The organism is Paenibacillus sp. RC334 (genome assembly GCF_030034735.1).
In the GTDB taxonomy this organism is placed as follows: Bacteria; Bacillota; Bacilli; order Paenibacillales; family Paenibacillaceae; genus Paenibacillus; species Paenibacillus terrae_A.
In genome coordinates this window covers 2173625-2189840 of record NZ_CP125370.1, presented here as the reverse complement: position 1 = coordinate 2189840, position 16216 = coordinate 2173625, and the positions used below count along the sequence as shown (strand labels likewise).

Sequence of the window (16216 nt, the reverse complement as noted above, 5' to 3'; positions counted from 1 at the left end):
TCTGTTTCCTTTCATCAAAATCATTGCGCCGAACGCCGCAACCATTTTTGCATAAACCCTTTGATTCCGCTTAAAGCACCTGAATGTGGAGCCTGTGGCATCGCTGCAAAACGGTGCGCCAGATTCAACACATCTCTGGATGCCGTACATCCCGGATAAGCAATTGAAAAAGGCACCTGCCTTTTGACTGCCTGCATGACATGAGTGTCATCACTGATATGTCCCAGCAACGGAATGTCGATCTCCAAAAAGCGTCGCGCAACCAGCGCTATCTTATCGGCAACTTGACGGGCCTCATTATCGTTATCGGCACGATTGACTATAATTTTGAATACTGTATCCTTTTGCAATCCACTGACGACTTTGATCAGCGCATAAGCATCCGTTAAAGACGTAGGCTCTGGCGTAGTTACGACCATACATTCGTCAGCGGATGTGATAAATTTAAGGTTTTCTTTAGATAACCCCGCACCGGTGTCAAACAAAACATAATCCATATCTGCGGCAATTTTCTCCACCTCATCGGCAAAATAGTTCAAATCGTCATCGGATAACGTAAACAGCTCGCTCAAGCCAGATCCTCCAGCAATATAAGGCAAGCCTCCTACGCCCGTTTGAACAATTTCGGCCATTGATTTTTCACGTTTTAACAGGTGAAGAAGATTGTATCTTGAATTGGCACCCATCAACACATCAATATTGGCCATACCGATATCTGCATCAAATACGAGTACCTTTCGGCCAAGCGATTGCAAGGCCAAAGCAAAATTAAGGGTGAAATTAGATTTGCCCACACCACCCTTACCACTGGTGACTGTCACTATTTTCGCATGACGATTACGTGCAGGCAGTCGATACTTATCTAGGGCTGAAGCCATTTGTCTAAGAGATTGGGCTTGGTCACTCATACAGAATCCTCAGTATCTCCTGACGATTCTGTGGTTCCGAACAGCAGGTTTGTCACCATTTCTGTATCTGGATGTAGTAGATCGTCAGGTACATTTTGACCGTTCGTAATATAGGCCAGTTGCATAGGAAACTGGTGCAACAGATTAAACATACCACCACAACTACCTGTCTCATCCATTTTGGTAAATACAACCTTACCAAGGCCAAACTTACTGAAATGTCCGGTTATGTTGAGCATATCCTTGCTTTTGGACGTTAGGCTAAGCACCAGATACGTCTCACTTTCCTTAATAGGTGAAAGCAGACTTTGCAATTCCGAAACGAGCAGCTCATTACGGTAATTTCGTCCTGCAGTATCCATCAGGATCAAGTCACAATGATCCAGACGCTGAATAGCTCTGTGAACATCTCCGGGAGATTGCACGACTTCAAGCGGAACATTCAAAATCGTAGCGTATGTACGCAACTGTTCGACAGCCGAGATACGGTACGTGTCAGAGGTAATAAATCCGACTTTGCGTTGATGCTTAAACAGCTGTTCTGCTGCCAGCTTGGCAATGGTCGTCGTTTTTCCCACTCCGGTTGGACCTGCCACATACACAATTTTGGTATCTTTTGAGATGCCCTTGTCCAGCCTTTCCCGAATGAAACCGGCCACTTCTGCACGAAGAGCATGTTCCCAATCAAAAGATTCAGGATCAGACGGATGCTCACTTCGGCGCTCATATACCCGTTCAAGCCAATGCTCCAGCAAATCGCGTTCCACTTCCTGCTCCAGCATACGCTCACAAATCTTTTGTAACGGTTCCGGCCAAGTATTTTCCATCACAGAATTGCGGGAAAATCGAGTCATCATAGCTTTCATTTCCCGTAATTCATTAAGCAGGGCTTGATTTTCCTCTGCCCCTATCTTGTCTGGAACGCTTGCCTCCGAAGGTAGCTTAAACAATTCGTCGGATGTCTCCTTTTTCGGAACCGCTGCTTTGTTGTTCAAAGCTTCATTTTCTGTTTCCACACTATAACCAGCCCCGTATGAAGAACGCTCCATGCTTGAGGCAGCTTGTTCGGAGCCAGCCAGCAAATCAGCCAACCCCTTTTTGGAACTGTTCGTCATCTGCGTTACCCGTCGATAGGCTTCAGGAGCGGCTTGTCTGGGAACCACTGGTGACGATGGTACTTCCTGCTGCTCAGGAGCATTTATGGGTGGAAAAGCCTCAACCGACTGCTGCTGTGACGGTTGAACCCGTCGTGGTTTTTGAAGCTGCTGCTCCTCTACCGCAGCGACGACTTCGATTTTCTTTTTTCCGAACATACCCATGAATCCGCCGATCTTCATTTCCTTGGTGCTCAAAATGACGGCATCCGTTCCGAAGTCGCCTCTGATTTGCATCATGGCCTCCGGCATTGTATCCACTACATATCGTTTCACTCTCATAAGTTCACCACCCCGACACTTTGAATTTCAACGTTCGGCTCCAGCTCACTGTACGACAGTACCGGGACATCCTGCATCGTACGTTCCATCACTTGCCGCAAATACATACGAATCGTTGGTGATGTTAATACGATAGGCTGCTGCCCGGATTGAATGAGACGATTGATTTGCTCCATCATCCTTTGATACACCGTCTGCGTTGATACCGGATCAAGTGCCAGATAGCTGCCCTGCTCCGACTGTTGCACGCTTTCGGCAATTTTCTTCTCCAGCCCTGGTCCCACGGTAATGACACGTAGCGTCTCTCCCTGCTGGGCGAACTGTTGTGTAATCTGGCGAGATAACGCCTGGCGAACATATTCAGTCAGCACGTCCGGATCTTTTGTATAAGTGCCGTAATCAGCCAGCGTTTCGAAAATGGTCACCATATCGCGGATGGAGATTTTTTCTTTTAACAGCTTGGCCAGCACTTTTTGTACATCTCCAATCGCCAACACGGAAGGAATAAGATCGTCCACAAGCACCGGATAATTTTCCTTGAGATTGTCGACCAGCGACCGCGTTTCCTGTCTACCAAGCAACTCGTGGGCATGTTTCTTGATCGTTTCCGTCAAATGAGTAGCTACAACCGAAGGAGGGTCCACAACCGTATAACCGGACAGCTCCGCAACATCCTTGGTATTCTCATCAATCCAGAGCGCAGGCAATCCGAAGGCTGGTTCTGTCGTTTCGATGCCTGTAATGGAATCGTCGTCGTATCCCGGGCTCATTGCCAGATAATGGTTTAACAGCAATTCCCCGCCGCCTACCGTATTGCCTTTAATCTTGATTACATACTCGTTCGGCTTGAGCTGGATATTGTCCCGTATACGAATGACCGGCACAACCAAGCCCAGTTCCAGCGCACATTGACGACGGATCATAATAATCCGGTCTAGCAAATCCCCGCCCTGCTGCGTATCAGCCAGCGGAATCAGCCCGTATCCAAACTCGAATTCGATCGGATCGACCTGAAGCAAATTAATGACACTTTCCGGACTGCGCACCTCTTCAATCTGCTGCTCTTCTTCCATCTGTTCATCAGCAATCTGCTTACGTTCCATATTGCCCTGCATTCTTCGGGCCGCAAAAAACAGCAGAACAGCCAGTGGAAGGGTCGTAATGATATGAATAGGAGTAAACAAGCCCAACAAAGCAATCGTGGCAGCCACGATGTAAATCAGTTTTGGATATGAAAAGAGCTGCTCCGTCAAATCATCCGCCAAGTTTCCATCAGATGTTGCTCGTGTAACGATCAGACCTGACGCTGTGGATATGAGCAACGCGGGGATCTGGCTAACCAGTCCATCACCAATGGTCAGAACGGAGTAAGTCGACAGCGCCTCCTGAAACCCTTTACCCTGAACAGCCATACCGATAATAAAACCGCCGACCAGGTTGATAATCAAAATGATAATACTGGCAATGGCGTCACCTTTAACAAATTTGCTGGCACCATCCATTGCTCCGTAAAAATCCGCTTCTCGTTCGATTTTACTGCGCCGTTCACGGGCTTGCTGTTCGTTGATCAGACCTGCATTCAGGTCGGCATCAATACTCATTTGTTTACCCGGCATCGCGTCCAGTGTAAACCGTGCGCCTACCTCAGCAACCCGCTCGGAGCCCTTGGTGATCACGATAAACTGCACAACCACGAGAATTAGGAAGACAACAAAACCGACCGCAATTTGTCCACCTGCAATCCAACTACCAAACGTAGCCACTACTTCCCCGGCATGTCCCTCACCTAAAATGAGCTTGGTCGTAGAAATATTAAGCGCCAGACGAAATAACGTTGTGATGAGCAGTAATGAAGGAAAAATAGAGAACTGTAAAGCTTCCTTTGTGTTCATGGACACAAGTAGAATCATCAAAGCAATCGATATGTTGATCACGAGCAAAATGTCGAGCAACCATGAAGGGATCGGTAGAATCATCATAAGGACGATGCCGATGACGCCTGCAAGGACGGTTATTTCTTTTATTTTCACGGGTCTCTTGGCCTCCGATCCCTTTATTTCACTTTACCTTTTAATTTATATACATACGCCAGCACTTCGGCAACAGCCTGGAACAGATCAGCTGGAATGGCATCCCCGATTTCGGCTCTTTGAAACAGCGCCCGTGCCAGCGGCTTGTTTTCCATCGTTATAACGCCGTTTTGCTTGGCAATTTCCTTAATTCGGAGCGCTACGTAATCTTGCCCTTTCGCAATAATCTGCGGCGCATCCATCTCCGAACCGTCATATTTCAAAGCCACAGCAAAGTGCGTAGGGTTGGTAATGATGACATCTGCATTGGGAACTTCCTGCATCATGCGCTGCATAGCCATTCGGCGCTGTCGTTCACGAATTTTCCCTTTGATCAGCGGGTCACCCTCCATTTTCTTATATTCATCCTTGATGTCCTGTTTGGACATTTTCAGATTTTTCTCATGCTCATAGCGTTGATACATATAATCCAATATTGCTAAAACGAACAGCACCACACCAATTTTGAGTCCCAGCTCCATGGTTAATGATGCCGTAAAGCTCAACATCTGGTCACCGGACATTTCGGCCAGCTTGGGTAAGTCTGCTTTTGTTTTCCAGAGCACGCCGTACACCAGATAGCCGATCACGGACATTTTTAAAACAGATTTGAGGAATTCGACCAGTGACCGCATGGAAAAAATATTTTTAAATCCTTTAATCGGGTCAATCTTGCTAAACTTGGGCGTAATCCCCTCTCCAGTTAACAAGAAACCGATCTGCATGTAATTTGCCACGATCCCGATGACAATGGCCCCAACAAAAATAGGAGCCAGCATAATCATGATTTGCACGCCATACTCACCCATCATCAGCATTGTAGTGTTCGGCGTTACTTCCATCGTTAACCGATTTACAAAAATATCCCGAAACAAGCGAACCGCATGATCCTTGAAATACCCGCCGAAAATCATAAGGCAGAAAAACGTTACCAGCAGGACGCCCGCCCCGGGCAACTCCATACTTTTGGCAACCTGCCCCTTTTGCCTAGCATCCTGTTTCTTTTTGGGTGTGGCTTTTTCCGTTTTTTCCCCTGAGAACAACTGCAGGTTCATAGCATATTTAAATGACAAACTACGTTCCTCCAAACCAGATATTAAGGACGGTTGCCCATAATATCCAACAAGTTGCGCATGGATTCGAACATCACAGTAAACAATTTTTCGAAGATAAAAGCAAAACTCGGCATCAGAAGCAGTAACATGAACAGCCCGACAATAATTTTGAGCGGCACGCCAATAACAAAAATGTTAAACTGCGGAGCCGTTTTAGCCAAAAATCCGAGTCCCACATCCGTTAAAAAAGTAGCTACTACTATAGGAGCCGCAATTTGAAAAGCCAGCAAAAAGGATTCAGCAAAGGAACGTACCAGAAACTCTGTAACACTACCTCCATACAGCTTTACAAAAAAATCATTTGTCAGCGGCACCCAATCATAACTGTATAAAATAGCGGTTATCAGGTGGTGATGCCCATTTAAACTTAAAAAGAGCAACACGGCTATGGCAAACTTGAAATTCCCCGTTAGAGGCGACGAAGCTCCTGTCATCGGGTCGAACACACTTGCCATCCCGAAACCCACCTGAAGATCAATAAAGGAACCTGCGGTTTGGATCGCTGTCATGAATAAATAAGCGGTGAAACCCAGCAACAATCCAATCAGCACCTCGCGACCTACCAACAGCACATACGCTGCATCCGTCGGTACTTGCTGATGCGTACCATAAGTGAGATACACAATCAATGCGAGAAATCCGGAAATCCCGACCTTAAAGGTACTAGGTACTCCTCGGGTTGAAAATATAGGCGCTACTACAAAAAACGAGGTAATCCGACAAAAAATCAGCAAAAAAACAGGAAAACTCTGTAACAACATGTCCATAACTTCAGCCTAACCTATATATTTGTACAGATTGTCCAGAATGTTAAACGTAAAATCCACTAATGTCGTCAATATCCAAGGTCCGAACAAGAGCAATGCCAGTAATACGGCGACAATCTTCGGAACAAATGCCAAAGTCTGCTCCTGAATTTGGGTTGTCGCCTGAAAAATACTGATAATCAAACCGACGACCAGTCCCAAAATCAGCATCGGAGCGCTAACTTTAAGCACTGTGTACACCGCTTGTCCGGCAAGGGAAATAATAAACTCCGAAGTCATTGCCGTCCTCCTTGATTGCTGTCCCTGCGGGAAATATTCATGTGTTAAAGCTCAGAAGCAATGATTTGACGACCAGATACCAACCATCTACGAGCACAAACAGCAGTATTTTAAAAGGAAGCGAAATCATCACCGGCGGCAGCATCATCATCCCCATAGCCATGAGCGTACTCGCCACCACAATGTCAATAACCAAAAATGGTATAAAGATCATGAAGCCCATCTGAAATGCTGTCTTTAACTCACTAATGGCATAAGCCGGAACCATCACCGTTAATGGAATATCCTGGTAGTTTTTCGGTTTTTCCATCTTGGTGTATTTCATAAAGAGCAGTAGATCCTTCTCCCGTGTATGAGAGAACATAAAGGTCTTGATGGGTACCGCAGCCTTGTCCAGCGCCTGAGACTGTGTCAAATCCCCCTTGAGATACGGCTGGAGGGCAGTTTCGTTCATAGCTGAGAACGTCGGTGCCATAATGAATAAGGTAAGAAACAGAGCCAGCCCGACAAGCACCTGGTTAGGCGGCATCTGCTGAGTCCCCAGCGAGGTGCGAACAAAGCCCAGCACGATCACAATTCGCGTAAAGCTCGTCATAAGCACAAGCAACGCGGGCGCTACACTGATGACAGTAATAAGTAAAATAATAGACAGCGAGGTGGCACCGGGCTGTCCTTTATCCGAGTTGCCGACTTGAATATCAATGTTCGGAATCGGTTCCGCAGAGGCCGCCGTCACCGAAATGAAGCTGAACAAGACAAGCAGCAAACATGCAAGTATAATCTTTTTTCTCATGAATCTCCCGACCGATCTGTAGTATTCTCCTCATTGCGCAGCTTTTCGAGTTTATCCTTACGATTCGGCATCTGCCGAAGCTTGGATTCGAACATCTCGTGAAAAGACGTTTCCTCTTCAGACTGCTGCTGTGCCGCGGTGTTCCGGCGAAGCTTATCCGCAATTTTAGCGAATAGCGGGGCAATCGGGCCGCGCTGCAGAGAAGCTTCCTGCTCCAGTGCGGCCAAAATTTGCTCCACTTCTTCAGGATCGGATACTTTGTCAACAAGCCGGATATCTTCTCCCACACCAATGAGGTACACACTGCTGCCAACTTCAACAAGCTGAAGGGATTTGTTAGGGCCCAGCCCCACGCCTCCCAGTATGCGAACGGAGCGGTTGCTGAACCAGCTCTGATTTCTTTTACTCAAAAACCGTATCAAGTACACGATCAGTACGATGATAAAGATCAGCACGAAAAGGACCCAGGCAATGTTGCCTATATTGCTAGATGTACTCAATGCGTCAGAGGCACCCTGTTGTGTATCCATACCGGATGCGCCTTACACACCCAGTGTTTTGTTGATGGCTTCGATAACCCGATCCGATTGGAAAGGCTTAACAATAAAATCTTTTGCGCCTGCTTGGATAGCATCAATAACCATCGCTTGCTGACCCATCGCGGAACACATAATGACCTTTGCGTTCGCGTCAATTTTTTTGATTTCCTTCAGAGCGGCAATGCCGTCCATTTCGGGCATCGTAATATCCATCGTAATCAGGTCCGGACGAAGTTCCTTGAATTTTTCAATAGCCTGTGATCCATCCTGGGCCTCTCCTACTACTTCATATCCATTTTTGGACAGGATGTCCCGAATCATCATTCTCATAAATGCAGCATCGTCCACGATCAAAATACGGTTTGCCATCTGAAATAAATCCTCCCTAAATTATGCTATTATTGTAATTTTTGAATACGGTCCCATTGGCTTACAATATCCGTCACACGCACGCCGAAGTTCTCATCGATTACGACAACCTCGCCTTTGGCAATCAGTTTGTTGTTAACCAGAATGTCTACTGGCTCCCCAGCAAGCTTGTCCAGTTCAATAATTGAACCTTGTGAGAGCTCTAGAATATCTTTAATTTGCTTTTGGGTCCTTCCTAATTCTACGGTGACTCTAAGGGGAATGTCCATCAATAAATTTAAATTGTTTTCATCCACTTGCGCAAATGCACCGGACTGCAAGTTTGAAAATTGTACAGGCTGCACATTTACATTTCGTCCCGGTATCGAACCATAATGATGAGGCGCTCCATAAGGGGCCTGCGGTGGGACACCTCCAGGCATTCCATAACCTGGCGCTCCCTGCTGACCGTATCCAGGGTCTTGAGGGTACATAGGCGGTTGCTGTCCATAACCTGCATCCTGCGGCGTCTGGACAGGCACCTGTGCGGCTACAGGCGGCTGTTGATACGTTGGTGCGGGTTGCTGTTGCGGAATCTCGGTTTGTTGCGGCACTTCTGGAGCAGTCGTTGCAGCTACTTGCTGTGCCGACGCTTGCGGTTGCTCATCTTCCTCTCCGCCATTCATCAGAATGCTCACCATCTTTTTAGCGAAATGCACAGGCAACAGTTGCATCAATGTAGAGTCAATCAGGTCACCGATCAACAAACGGAAGGATACTGTAATCAACGTCTGTTCGTCTGGCAGGCTGGATACTCCATCACCATGCATGGGATCCAAAATATCAATTCCAGGTGGAGAAATATTAACAAATCGGTTAAACATAGTAGACATTGAGGTTGCCGACGAACCCATCATCTGGTTCATCGCTTCCTGCACAGCGCTGATGTGAATTTCATTCAATTCTTCATCTACCGGATTTCCTTCACCGCCAAGCATCAAATCCGCTATGACCTGCGCATCACGCTTTTTGATCACGAGCGAGTTAATACCCTCAAATCCATCTACATAATTCACATGTACCGCTACGTGCGGCTTAGGAAAAGTTGTTTCGAATTCAGAACGGGTAATAATTGAAACTTTAGGGGTTGTAATATCAACCTTTTGACCGAGCAGTGTGGAAAGAGCTGTCGCTGCGCTGCCGAACGTAATATTACCGATCTCTCCGAGAGCATCCTGCTCCAGAGGAGTCAGAAAATCGTCAACGGTCTTGTTGGCGGGAGTAGAATCCGTGCCCGCTTCAGACTGTTTCAGCAGGGCATCAATTTCCTCCTGGGACAAATAGTCTTTACTCGTCAATTTCTTCAACTCCTTCGCTGACAATTTCATCAATCTGTACGGCAACACGATCTTTTACCATGCCGGGACTTCCCAAGAATTTCAGTTTTTCGCCCACCCGGATGGAGAGCCCTTCCTTGACGGGTTTGTTCAATGAAATGACATCCCCCACCGAAAGGCCCAAAAACTCGGCCACATTTATTCGGGATTCACCTAGCTCGGCAATAATGGGAAGTTGCGCTTTCGTGACCCGTAATCTCAAGGCGTCAATCTCTTCAGGCGCCCTTGATTTCTTTTCGGATGTAAACCACTGGTGCGTGGACAGTCTAGCCATAATCGGCTCCAATACCACGTGCGGGATACAAAGGTTAATCATCCCTGTGGTATCACCAATTTTGGTACTAAGTGAGATCAGGGCAATCGTTTCATTTGGTGAAACAATCTGCATAAACTGCGGATTGGTTTCCATTGCCTCCAAACGCGGTTCAATATCCAATACCGTTTTCCAAGCCTCTTGCAGGCTGTCAAAGGTACGACTAAAAATCCGCTCCATGATTGTCGTCTCAATTTCTGTCAACGCGTTAACCTTGGACGGCGCTGATCCGGTTCCTCCGAGAAGCCTGTCCAGCATTGCAAAAGCTACGTTCGGGTGAACCTCAAGCACCATGCGTCCTTCCAGCGGCTCGGCTTCAAAAATGTTCAAAATGGTCATTTTTGGAATGGAGCGAATGAATTCATCATAAGGAAGCTGCTCCACCTGAACGACATTAATTTGGACAAACGTCCGGAGCTGTGCTGAAAAATAAGTGGTCAGATACCGCGCAAAATTTTCGTGTATCCGCGTCAAACTCCGAATATGATCCTTGGAAAACCGAAGCGCTCTTTTGAAGTCATAAGCGCGAACTTTCTTTTGGGTATCTTCCTTTTTAAGTTCTTCCGCATCCATTTCACCGGACGATAGAGCTGCTAAAAGGGCATCAATTTCCCCTTGCGACATTACATCCACCAATGTTATTCACCCCCTTACATGTTCTGACAAGTTCACCTGGAATCAAATGGCTGCCAGCAAAAAGTCTGTAATTTTGGCGTTCCCCAGGTGACCTTCAGGGAGCGACTTGTTGATGAGATCCGTCAGCTTGTCACTGAATTGGTCCCGGCCTTTAGCTGTTCTGAGCTCATCAGGCTTGGTGTCTGCAAGTAATTGAATAACGATTGGCTTGATACTGATGTCCTTGATTTTTTCAAAAGATTCCTTTGCTTTAGCATCGTTTAATTGAAAGGAAAGGTTCATTTGGACAATATAATCAGCGTCTGCCAAATTTGTTTTGATACCAGTAATTTCAGAACTCACTTCCACTAATTCATCTGCTGACAGTCGGGGAAGCTGTTCTGCTTGAGCGGCTTGCGCATTTGGAGTGGCTTCCGACTTCTTCCCACTAAGCGCTGGTATAAGTACAAAGGCCGCACCTGCAATCAAAGTAATCGCGAGTAAAATTGTAATGAGCCATGGCAGCATCTTTTTCATTCGTCTTCCTCCATTTGTTGCACTTTTATCGTGGCGGCATGTATGCCGATTTCACGGCTGTAACCCTTGATCAAGGAGACGACATCTGCCGCTTTTTCCAATACAATCAACCGTTTCCCCGTCACTAAAGTGACGTATGTATCCGGCGTTTCCTCCACAGTCTCAATGAGCAGAGCATTAAGCCACATAGGCGAGCCGTTCAGCCGCGTTAACGGGATCATCGTAACACCAACCTCCTGATAGGAGCGGGGAAGCCTTTACTTCCCCGCGTTTAGATGCGATTATCGTTTCAAGTTTACAACTTCCTGAAGCACTTCATCCGAGGTCGTAATGATACGCGAGTTCGCCTGGAAGCCGCGCTGCGCCACGATCATTTCGGTAAATTCACCTGTCAAATCGACGTTGGACATTTCCAGCTGGCCCGCAATGATAGCGCCCCGGCCCTCCGAATTAGCTACTCCAGGCTCAAGTGCATCAATGTTGGAGTTAACAGTGGTACGGTACAAGCTACCTCCGATTTTCTCCAAGCCTTCGGGGTTTGTCACTCTGGCTATACCAATTTGCGTGCCATTGTCCACGGTGCCATCATCCAATTGTTGTACAATCGTACCGTCCTGCGAGATAGAGAACGATGTAACATTGTCAGCAAGTGTGATCGGATCCCCACCCGCGTCTCCTACGAAAAAGCCATCTGAGGTAACCAAATTTCGGTTCGCATCCACGTGAAAATCACCCGCGCGAGTCAGATAAGGAACTTCCTGTGCATCATTCATTTTGACCAGGAAAAATCCGTCACCGTTAATCCGCAAATCTGTCGGATTGTTCGTAGTCATAGCACTACCTGGAAGATGAAGTGTATCAATCGAACTGACCGATACCCCTAAACCGACCTGCTTGGCATTTTGTCCCGCAGTAGTCGTTCCGTCCGGCGCACTTGCACCCGAACTTGTTTGGCTCAAAATATCCTTGAACATGACACGGCTGGACTTGAAGCCTGTTGTATTTACGTTTGCAATGTTGTTACCGATAACGTCCAGCTTTGTTTGAAAGCCCTTCATACCCGATACACCCGAATACATTGATCTCAACATTGAGTATAAATCCTCCTCTGAATGCTTGCTCGATTAACCGCATCAGTCGATCCGCGGCTTCTTCATGGCTTTCCTGCTCGGGCCAGCCACTTCTTGCTAAATTTTCTATGAAATAATAACGGCACTATCAATTTGCGTAAATACGTTATCCTGCATGGATTGCTTATCCATCGCGGTAACTACTGTCCGGTTGGGCACACTTACAATCAACGCCATATCCTGCATTAAAATCAATGATTCTTTGGCGCCTTTGGCAGCTGCTTTATCCACAGCGGAGTTAATCTTCGCCATCTGGTCACTTCTCAGCTCTATCCCCCGCTGCTCCAAACGCTTTGCTGCATGGTTGCTCAGCTTGAGTACTTGATCCTGCAACACCTGTCCGAATGGTCTACCATCCTTAGGTACCGTATTTACCCGGTTCTGCGAGATTGCTGCCGGAGGGACATTGGCGGGAAAAAGACATCCGACCGTTATTCGGTCATTCACGTGTCTCACCACTTCCAGTAGAGGAAGAAGTTGTAGTATCCGTTGTCCCTGCCGAGGAAGCCGTTGTTTGAGCCTGGCTTACCGATGTCACATCTTTCAGGGCTACCTCTGACTTTCCGATTTTGGCATACTGTACACCGTCACGAATAACGATGGAATCCACGATTCCACTTTTCACCGCACCTGCACCCGTTTCACCCGTAAGCGAATCCTTTTTACCAGCCTCAATCCAACTGACTTCTTTTCCAATCAAACCGGAGGATATTCCTAAAGACTGTCCCAACGTATTCAACTGGGTAGAAATGTTCATCAACTGCTCCACGGAAGAAAATTGCGCCATTTGCGCGATAAATTCCTTATCTTCCAGAGGCTGCATTGGGTCCTGGTTTTGGAGCTGGGTAATCAAAATTTTCAAAAATTGATCCTTACCCATCGTTTTGGTATCCTTGGCGCTTGCCGTTTTGACGTTATTCACGTTGTAGTTTGGCCAGACGTTACTGGTGGATACATTATTGTCCGCAGTCGTCATTGTGTTCTCACCTCCATGCTACGCTTGTGCTGTAAAGGAGCCTGTCCGATTTACATCATCTGTGCGTTGTTCTGCTGTCCAATTGCGGAGTTCCTCCGCCATTTCAGCTACCTTTAGAGCATCCTCGGCTTCTTCTCTACTCCGCGACTTGGAACGTTGCTCGGATTGTTGCTGCTGATTTGCACCTGATCCACGGCCATCCTGATACATGTGGGAAGAGAGTGATTCATTTTGCGTCACTTCCACTTTATCTACCTGAATACCCTGGCTTTGAAGACTTGCACGCAGCTGTGACATTTGCTGTTCAAGCAAATCCTTAGCTCCACTGTGCTCAGTCATGAACTGGGCGACCAAGTGCCCATTCTGCATCGTCAGTTTAACTTCCAGCTGTCCCAAATGATCTGGGCGAAGCATGATAGTCGCTTCCGTTAACCCAGAATGTTTCACGATATCAAGCTTTTGCACTACAAATTCCGTCATTTCCTTAGCAAATTGTCGTACATGTACAACAGGCTGCGCCGGAGCGGAAGGAGTTGTGCCTTGCGTCTGCACCGAAAGCTGGCCTGCGGTCGTAATCACAGAAGTTTGACTGTCGGTCGCTGCCGGATCAGACTGCTCGGTTACGTCTACTACTGCACCAGTTTCATCCGTTGGAGTGGCTTTAACAGCGGCTTGAACATGAATATTAGCTGATGAACGTTGTCCTTCTGTACCTTGCTGGCTTGTCCCACCTTGACTCGTCTGCTGCTCAGTAGCAACAACCTGTTTGTCTGTAGAAACAGCCGTTAATGTCTGAGTGCCATTCGCCCGATTCGCGGAAGGCTGAACTGCTTGTGAATCTGCGCCATCAGCAAGCTCCACAGCTTTTAGTACGCCGGTCCACTGCTCATCGGAAATAGCTCCCGTACCAGCCGTCGTATTTTGAAGCGATTGTAACAGCTGTGTAATCTGGGACTTTTGGTCTCCCGTAGCCTGATTCGCTACATTTGCAAGCTGTGACAAAGCATCCTGTAATGCAAACCGAATGGTAGCCGGATGAGCTGCCAAAGCCGTTAAGCCTGTCGCCTCATTCGTTCCTGCCCCGTCTGTTTGCTGCTCCGCTCCACCGCCTAAAAGCTGCTGTACTTGCTGAACCCACGACTGGAGAGCTGCAAACAAGGCTGGATCAGCTGTTACCTGATCATCCAGCTTTTCAAGATTTTGCAGTAATGGAGCCAATGTCTCAACAAGCGGTTCTGCTGAAGCTTCTGTCGATTCTCCGGCAGCAATCAACGGCAGCACCATAACTAATGGAGATTTCCCAGCATCTGTGCTTGTAGAACCCGTTTGCCCGCCAGTCATCATTTGCGTAAGCGTCTGATTAAAAGCACCGCCTGTGGCTCCTGCTGCTGCCGTCCCTGCTGTTGAAGTTGTCGCTGTACTAGCTGTGCTACCAGCCGTCTGACTGGAACTGCTGAGAGATACACTTTGAGAAATAAGTGTCATTTATTTTTTCACCTCCCTTCATTCAAATCACTTGCTGCCCATCAGCTTGTTCAAAATTTTCGCCGTCTGTGCAGCATCCTTCGCAGACATATTTTGCAGTAAAGAGGCACGTGTCGAATCATCTACTGTATTTAATATGTTCAATGCCTTGTCCGGACTGATTTTGTAAGTTTGTAAAATAAGCTCGGCACCACTTTTCTTGTCCATGGAAGCGAATGTACTGCTAATTTGAGTGTTTTGCAGGCTTTTACTCGTTGTTCCCGCTGCCGTGCTTTGGTCCTTTTTCAAGCGGGACTGCAACGCAGCCAACGACAAATCGGTAGATGGCGTTACGTTTTTCAGAGCCATCGTGATATCGGCTGCTTTTTTAGCATCCATCTTTTGTAAAATCTTCGCACTGTTCGCAGGGTCCATGTAGCTTAGCAGTTGTACCGTTTCTTCGGTGGTCAAGTTTTCCATAATCGGTGCTGCCTTACTTGCCGTCATTCCTTCATACATGGAAGCAAGGTCTCTGGCCTGTTTTACATATGGGTCTTCATTCGCTGTTCCGTCTGCCGCTTGCGTACCTGTCTGTGTCTGTCCCTGCTGACTGGACTGCGGCTGTTGTTCCTGTTGCGTTTGCAACGTACTAACCTGATTTTGCAGTTCTGTAACCTTTTTATCCTGAGTCGTTTTGGCATCACTAGCCTTTTTAAGTTCTTCTGTCTGCTTGGCCAAATCTGCCTTAAGCTGCTGGATAGTGGCTTCGGAGCTTTGGGACTGGGCTTTCTGATCAGCCTCTTTGCTCTTGGCAACCTTGTCTTTCGGTTCAGGAATCCAATTCTTCACAATCGGAATCTTGTTTCCCAATGAAATCATTTCACTTCTGAAATCCATGTTGAACAGCGTAAGCAGGACCCCGACCAGAACGATTGTAAAAACAATCGGAATCAGGAAAAACATAAACCGTTCAAATCCCCCGCCTGACTCTTTTTCCAAATCCATATCCAGTTCATTTTCTGCTAAATTCCGTGCCATCGTCTTCCTCCTCAGGCAGCTGATATGCGTATCCTGTGACTTTCCGCTTACCGGGCTTTCATGGCAAATCTCACGGAAGCCATTTCATCCAGCTCGTTCTGCTCGCGCAGGAGCATTTCCTGTTGGAATTTCACGTTGGCCTTCTCTCTCGCTTTCAGCCAAACTTGTTCATCCAGCATTTTATCGGTCAAAACGGTTTGTTTGCTTTGCACATTTTGCTGCGCATATTGAACGTCCCTATGCTTGCGTGTGATACATTGATCCAGATGATTGACGTAAGTCTGTAATTCCTGAATGGTAGAGAGCGGCGCGCAATCCTCGGCAGCCTTTTGAATGGCTGATATGACCCGATTCCTTTCGCCTAATAGCTGTATCAATGTCTGCTCCTCAGCCTGCAATTGTCCGACAGCACTGGAAAGCAACCATTCGGCCTGTGACTTTTCGTTGGTTTTCAAGTCTACAACTTTCTGAAAGGAATACTGAAATCTCATC

General features: G+C 47.1%; 19 protein-coding genes. All 19 read right to left on the bottom strand.

What is annotated here, in order from left to right; translation table 11 throughout:
- Positions 1-20: 20 nt before the first annotated feature.
- The 19 genes from QMK20_RS10360 to fliJ all read right to left on the bottom strand — a co-directional run bounded on the left by QMK20_RS10360 (position 21) and on the right by fliJ (position 16215).
- A complete protein-coding gene (locus QMK20_RS10360) occupies positions 21-908 on the bottom strand; it encodes a MinD/ParA family protein (protein WP_283655638.1) in 888 nt (295 codons plus the stop codon).
- The gene (flhF, locus tag QMK20_RS10355) at positions 905-2344 is read right to left on the bottom strand and encodes a flagellar biosynthesis GTPase FlhF (protein ID WP_283655637.1); all 1440 of its coding nucleotides are present in this window, start codon (positions 2342-2344) and stop codon (positions 905-907) included. The genes QMK20_RS10360 and flhF overlap by 4 nt, the downstream gene beginning before the upstream one ends.
- Entirely contained in the window at positions 2341-4374 is a 2034-nt protein-coding gene (gene flhA / locus QMK20_RS10350) for a flagellar biosynthesis protein FlhA (RefSeq protein ID WP_044644858.1), read from the bottom strand. The genes flhF and flhA overlap by 4 nt, the downstream gene beginning before the upstream one ends.
- 23 nt (positions 4375-4397) lie before the next feature.
- The gene (gene flhB, locus QMK20_RS10345; protein ID WP_283656245.1) at positions 4398-5510 is read right to left on the bottom strand and encodes a flagellar biosynthesis protein FlhB; all 1113 of its coding nucleotides are present in this window, start codon (positions 5508-5510) and stop codon (positions 4398-4400) included.
- The gene (fliR, locus tag QMK20_RS10340) at positions 5510-6295 is read right to left on the bottom strand and encodes a flagellar biosynthetic protein FliR (RefSeq protein ID WP_283655636.1); all 786 of its coding nucleotides are present in this window, start codon (positions 6293-6295) and stop codon (positions 5510-5512) included. The genes flhB and fliR overlap by 1 nt, the downstream gene beginning before the upstream one ends.
- A 9-nt stretch (positions 6296-6304) precedes the next feature.
- The gene (gene fliQ, locus QMK20_RS10335) at positions 6305-6574 is read right to left on the bottom strand and encodes a flagellar biosynthesis protein FliQ (protein WP_014281093.1); all 270 of its coding nucleotides are present in this window, start codon (positions 6572-6574) and stop codon (positions 6305-6307) included.
- Positions 6575-6611: 37 nt separating this feature from the next.
- Positions 6612-7367, bottom strand: coding sequence for a flagellar type III secretion system pore protein FliP (fliP, locus tag QMK20_RS10330; RefSeq protein ID WP_134910122.1), 756 nt, complete (start codon positions 7365-7367; stop codon positions 6612-6614).
- On the bottom strand, positions 7364-7897 hold the full coding sequence (locus tag QMK20_RS10325) for a flagellar biosynthetic protein FliO (RefSeq protein WP_283655635.1): 534 nt from the start codon (positions 7895-7897) through the stop codon (positions 7364-7366). Before QMK20_RS10325 ends, fliP begins: the two co-directional genes overlap by 4 nt.
- Positions 7898-7909: 12 nt before the next feature.
- Entirely contained in the window at positions 7910-8275 is a 366-nt protein-coding gene (locus QMK20_RS10320) for a response regulator (RefSeq protein ID WP_014281090.1), read from the bottom strand.
- A gap of 29 nt (positions 8276-8304) precedes the next feature.
- Positions 8305-9612: a flagellar motor switch phosphatase FliY gene (fliY, locus tag QMK20_RS10315; protein ID WP_283655634.1), complete on the bottom strand. Its 1308-nt coding sequence runs from the start codon at positions 9610-9612 to the stop codon at positions 8305-8307.
- The gene (gene fliM, locus QMK20_RS10310; RefSeq protein WP_137062728.1) at positions 9602-10600 is read right to left on the bottom strand and encodes a flagellar motor switch protein FliM; all 999 of its coding nucleotides are present in this window, start codon (positions 10598-10600) and stop codon (positions 9602-9604) included. Before fliM ends, fliY begins: the two co-directional genes overlap by 11 nt.
- Before the next feature lie 42 nt (positions 10601-10642).
- A complete protein-coding gene (locus QMK20_RS10305; RefSeq protein ID WP_014281087.1) occupies positions 10643-11116 on the bottom strand; it encodes a flagellar basal body-associated FliL family protein in 474 nt (157 codons plus the stop codon).
- Positions 11113-11337 (bottom strand): flagellar FlbD family protein, encoded by a 225-nt coding sequence (locus tag QMK20_RS10300; protein WP_014281086.1) that lies wholly within the window; start codon positions 11335-11337, stop codon positions 11113-11115. The genes QMK20_RS10305 and QMK20_RS10300 overlap by 4 nt, the downstream gene beginning before the upstream one ends.
- Before the next feature lie 60 nt (positions 11338-11397).
- The gene (gene flgG / locus QMK20_RS10295; protein ID WP_134910131.1) at positions 11398-12207 is read right to left on the bottom strand and encodes a flagellar basal body rod protein FlgG; all 810 of its coding nucleotides are present in this window, start codon (positions 12205-12207) and stop codon (positions 11398-11400) included.
- Between the two features lie 105 nt (positions 12208-12312).
- On the bottom strand, positions 12313-12693 hold the full coding sequence (locus QMK20_RS10290; RefSeq protein ID WP_283655633.1) for a TIGR02530 family flagellar biosynthesis protein: 381 nt from the start codon (positions 12691-12693) through the stop codon (positions 12313-12315).
- Positions 12686-13222: a flagellar hook capping FlgD N-terminal domain-containing protein gene (locus QMK20_RS10285; protein ID WP_283655632.1), complete on the bottom strand. Its 537-nt coding sequence runs from the start codon at positions 13220-13222 to the stop codon at positions 12686-12688. Before QMK20_RS10285 ends, QMK20_RS10290 begins: the two co-directional genes overlap by 8 nt.
- 18 nt (positions 13223-13240) lie before the next feature.
- A complete protein-coding gene (locus QMK20_RS10280; RefSeq protein ID WP_283655631.1) occupies positions 13241-14707 on the bottom strand; it encodes a flagellar hook-length control protein FliK in 1467 nt (488 codons plus the stop codon).
- Between the two features lie 27 nt (positions 14708-14734).
- Positions 14735-15724: a magnesium transporter MgtE N-terminal domain-containing protein gene (locus QMK20_RS10275; protein WP_283655630.1), complete on the bottom strand. Its 990-nt coding sequence runs from the start codon at positions 15722-15724 to the stop codon at positions 14735-14737.
- A gap of 47 nt (positions 15725-15771) precedes the next feature.
- Positions 15772-16215, bottom strand: coding sequence for a flagellar export protein FliJ (gene fliJ / locus QMK20_RS10270; protein WP_283655629.1), 444 nt, complete (start codon positions 16213-16215; stop codon positions 15772-15774).
- Between the last annotated feature and the right edge of the window lies 1 nt (position 16216).

Bases quoted from the DNA above. Each gene is read 5' to 3' on its own strand.
- QMK20_RS10320 (WP_014281090.1), bottom strand. From the start codon at position 8,275: ATGGCAAACCGTATTTTGATCGTGGACGATGCTGCATTTATGAGAATG.
- flhF (WP_283655637.1), bottom strand. From the start codon at position 2,344: ATGAGAGTGAAACGATATGTAGTGGATACAATGCCGGAGGCCATGATG.
- QMK20_RS10280 (WP_283655631.1), bottom strand. From the start codon at position 14,707: ATGACACTTATTTCTCAAAGTGTATCTCTCAGCAGTTCCAGTCAGACG.
- QMK20_RS10360 (WP_283655638.1), bottom strand. From the start codon at position 908: ATGAGTGACCAAGCCCAATCTCTTAGACAAATGGCTTCAGCCCTAGAT.
- QMK20_RS10300 (WP_014281086.1), bottom strand. From the start codon at position 11,337: ATGATCCCGTTAACGCGGCTGAACGGCTCGCCTATGTGGCTTAATGCT.
- fliR (WP_283655636.1), bottom strand. From the start codon at position 6,295: ATGGACATGTTGTTACAGAGTTTTCCTGTTTTTTTGCTGATTTTTTGT.
- flgG (WP_134910131.1), bottom strand. From the start codon at position 12,207: ATGTTGAGATCAATGTATTCGGGTGTATCGGGTATGAAGGGCTTTCAA.
- fliJ (WP_283655629.1), bottom strand. From the start codon at position 16,215: ATGAGATTTCAGTATTCCTTTCAGAAAGTTGTAGACTTGAAAACCAAC.
- fliQ (WP_014281093.1), bottom strand. From the start codon at position 6,574: ATGACTTCGGAGTTTATTATTTCCCTTGCCGGACAAGCGGTGTACACA.
- QMK20_RS10285 (WP_283655632.1), bottom strand. From the start codon at position 13,222: ATGACGACTGCGGACAATAATGTATCCACCAGTAACGTCTGGCCAAAC.
- fliP (WP_134910122.1), bottom strand. From the start codon at position 7,367: ATGAGAAAAAAGATTATACTTGCATGTTTGCTGCTTGTCTTGTTCAGC.
- QMK20_RS10305 (WP_014281087.1), bottom strand. From the start codon at position 11,116: ATGAAAAAGATGCTGCCATGGCTCATTACAATTTTACTCGCGATTACT.
- QMK20_RS10275 (WP_283655630.1), bottom strand. From the start codon at position 15,724: ATGGCACGGAATTTAGCAGAAAATGAACTGGATATGGATTTGGAAAAA.
- QMK20_RS10325 (WP_283655635.1), bottom strand. From the start codon at position 7,897: ATGGATACACAACAGGGTGCCTCTGACGCATTGAGTACATCTAGCAAT.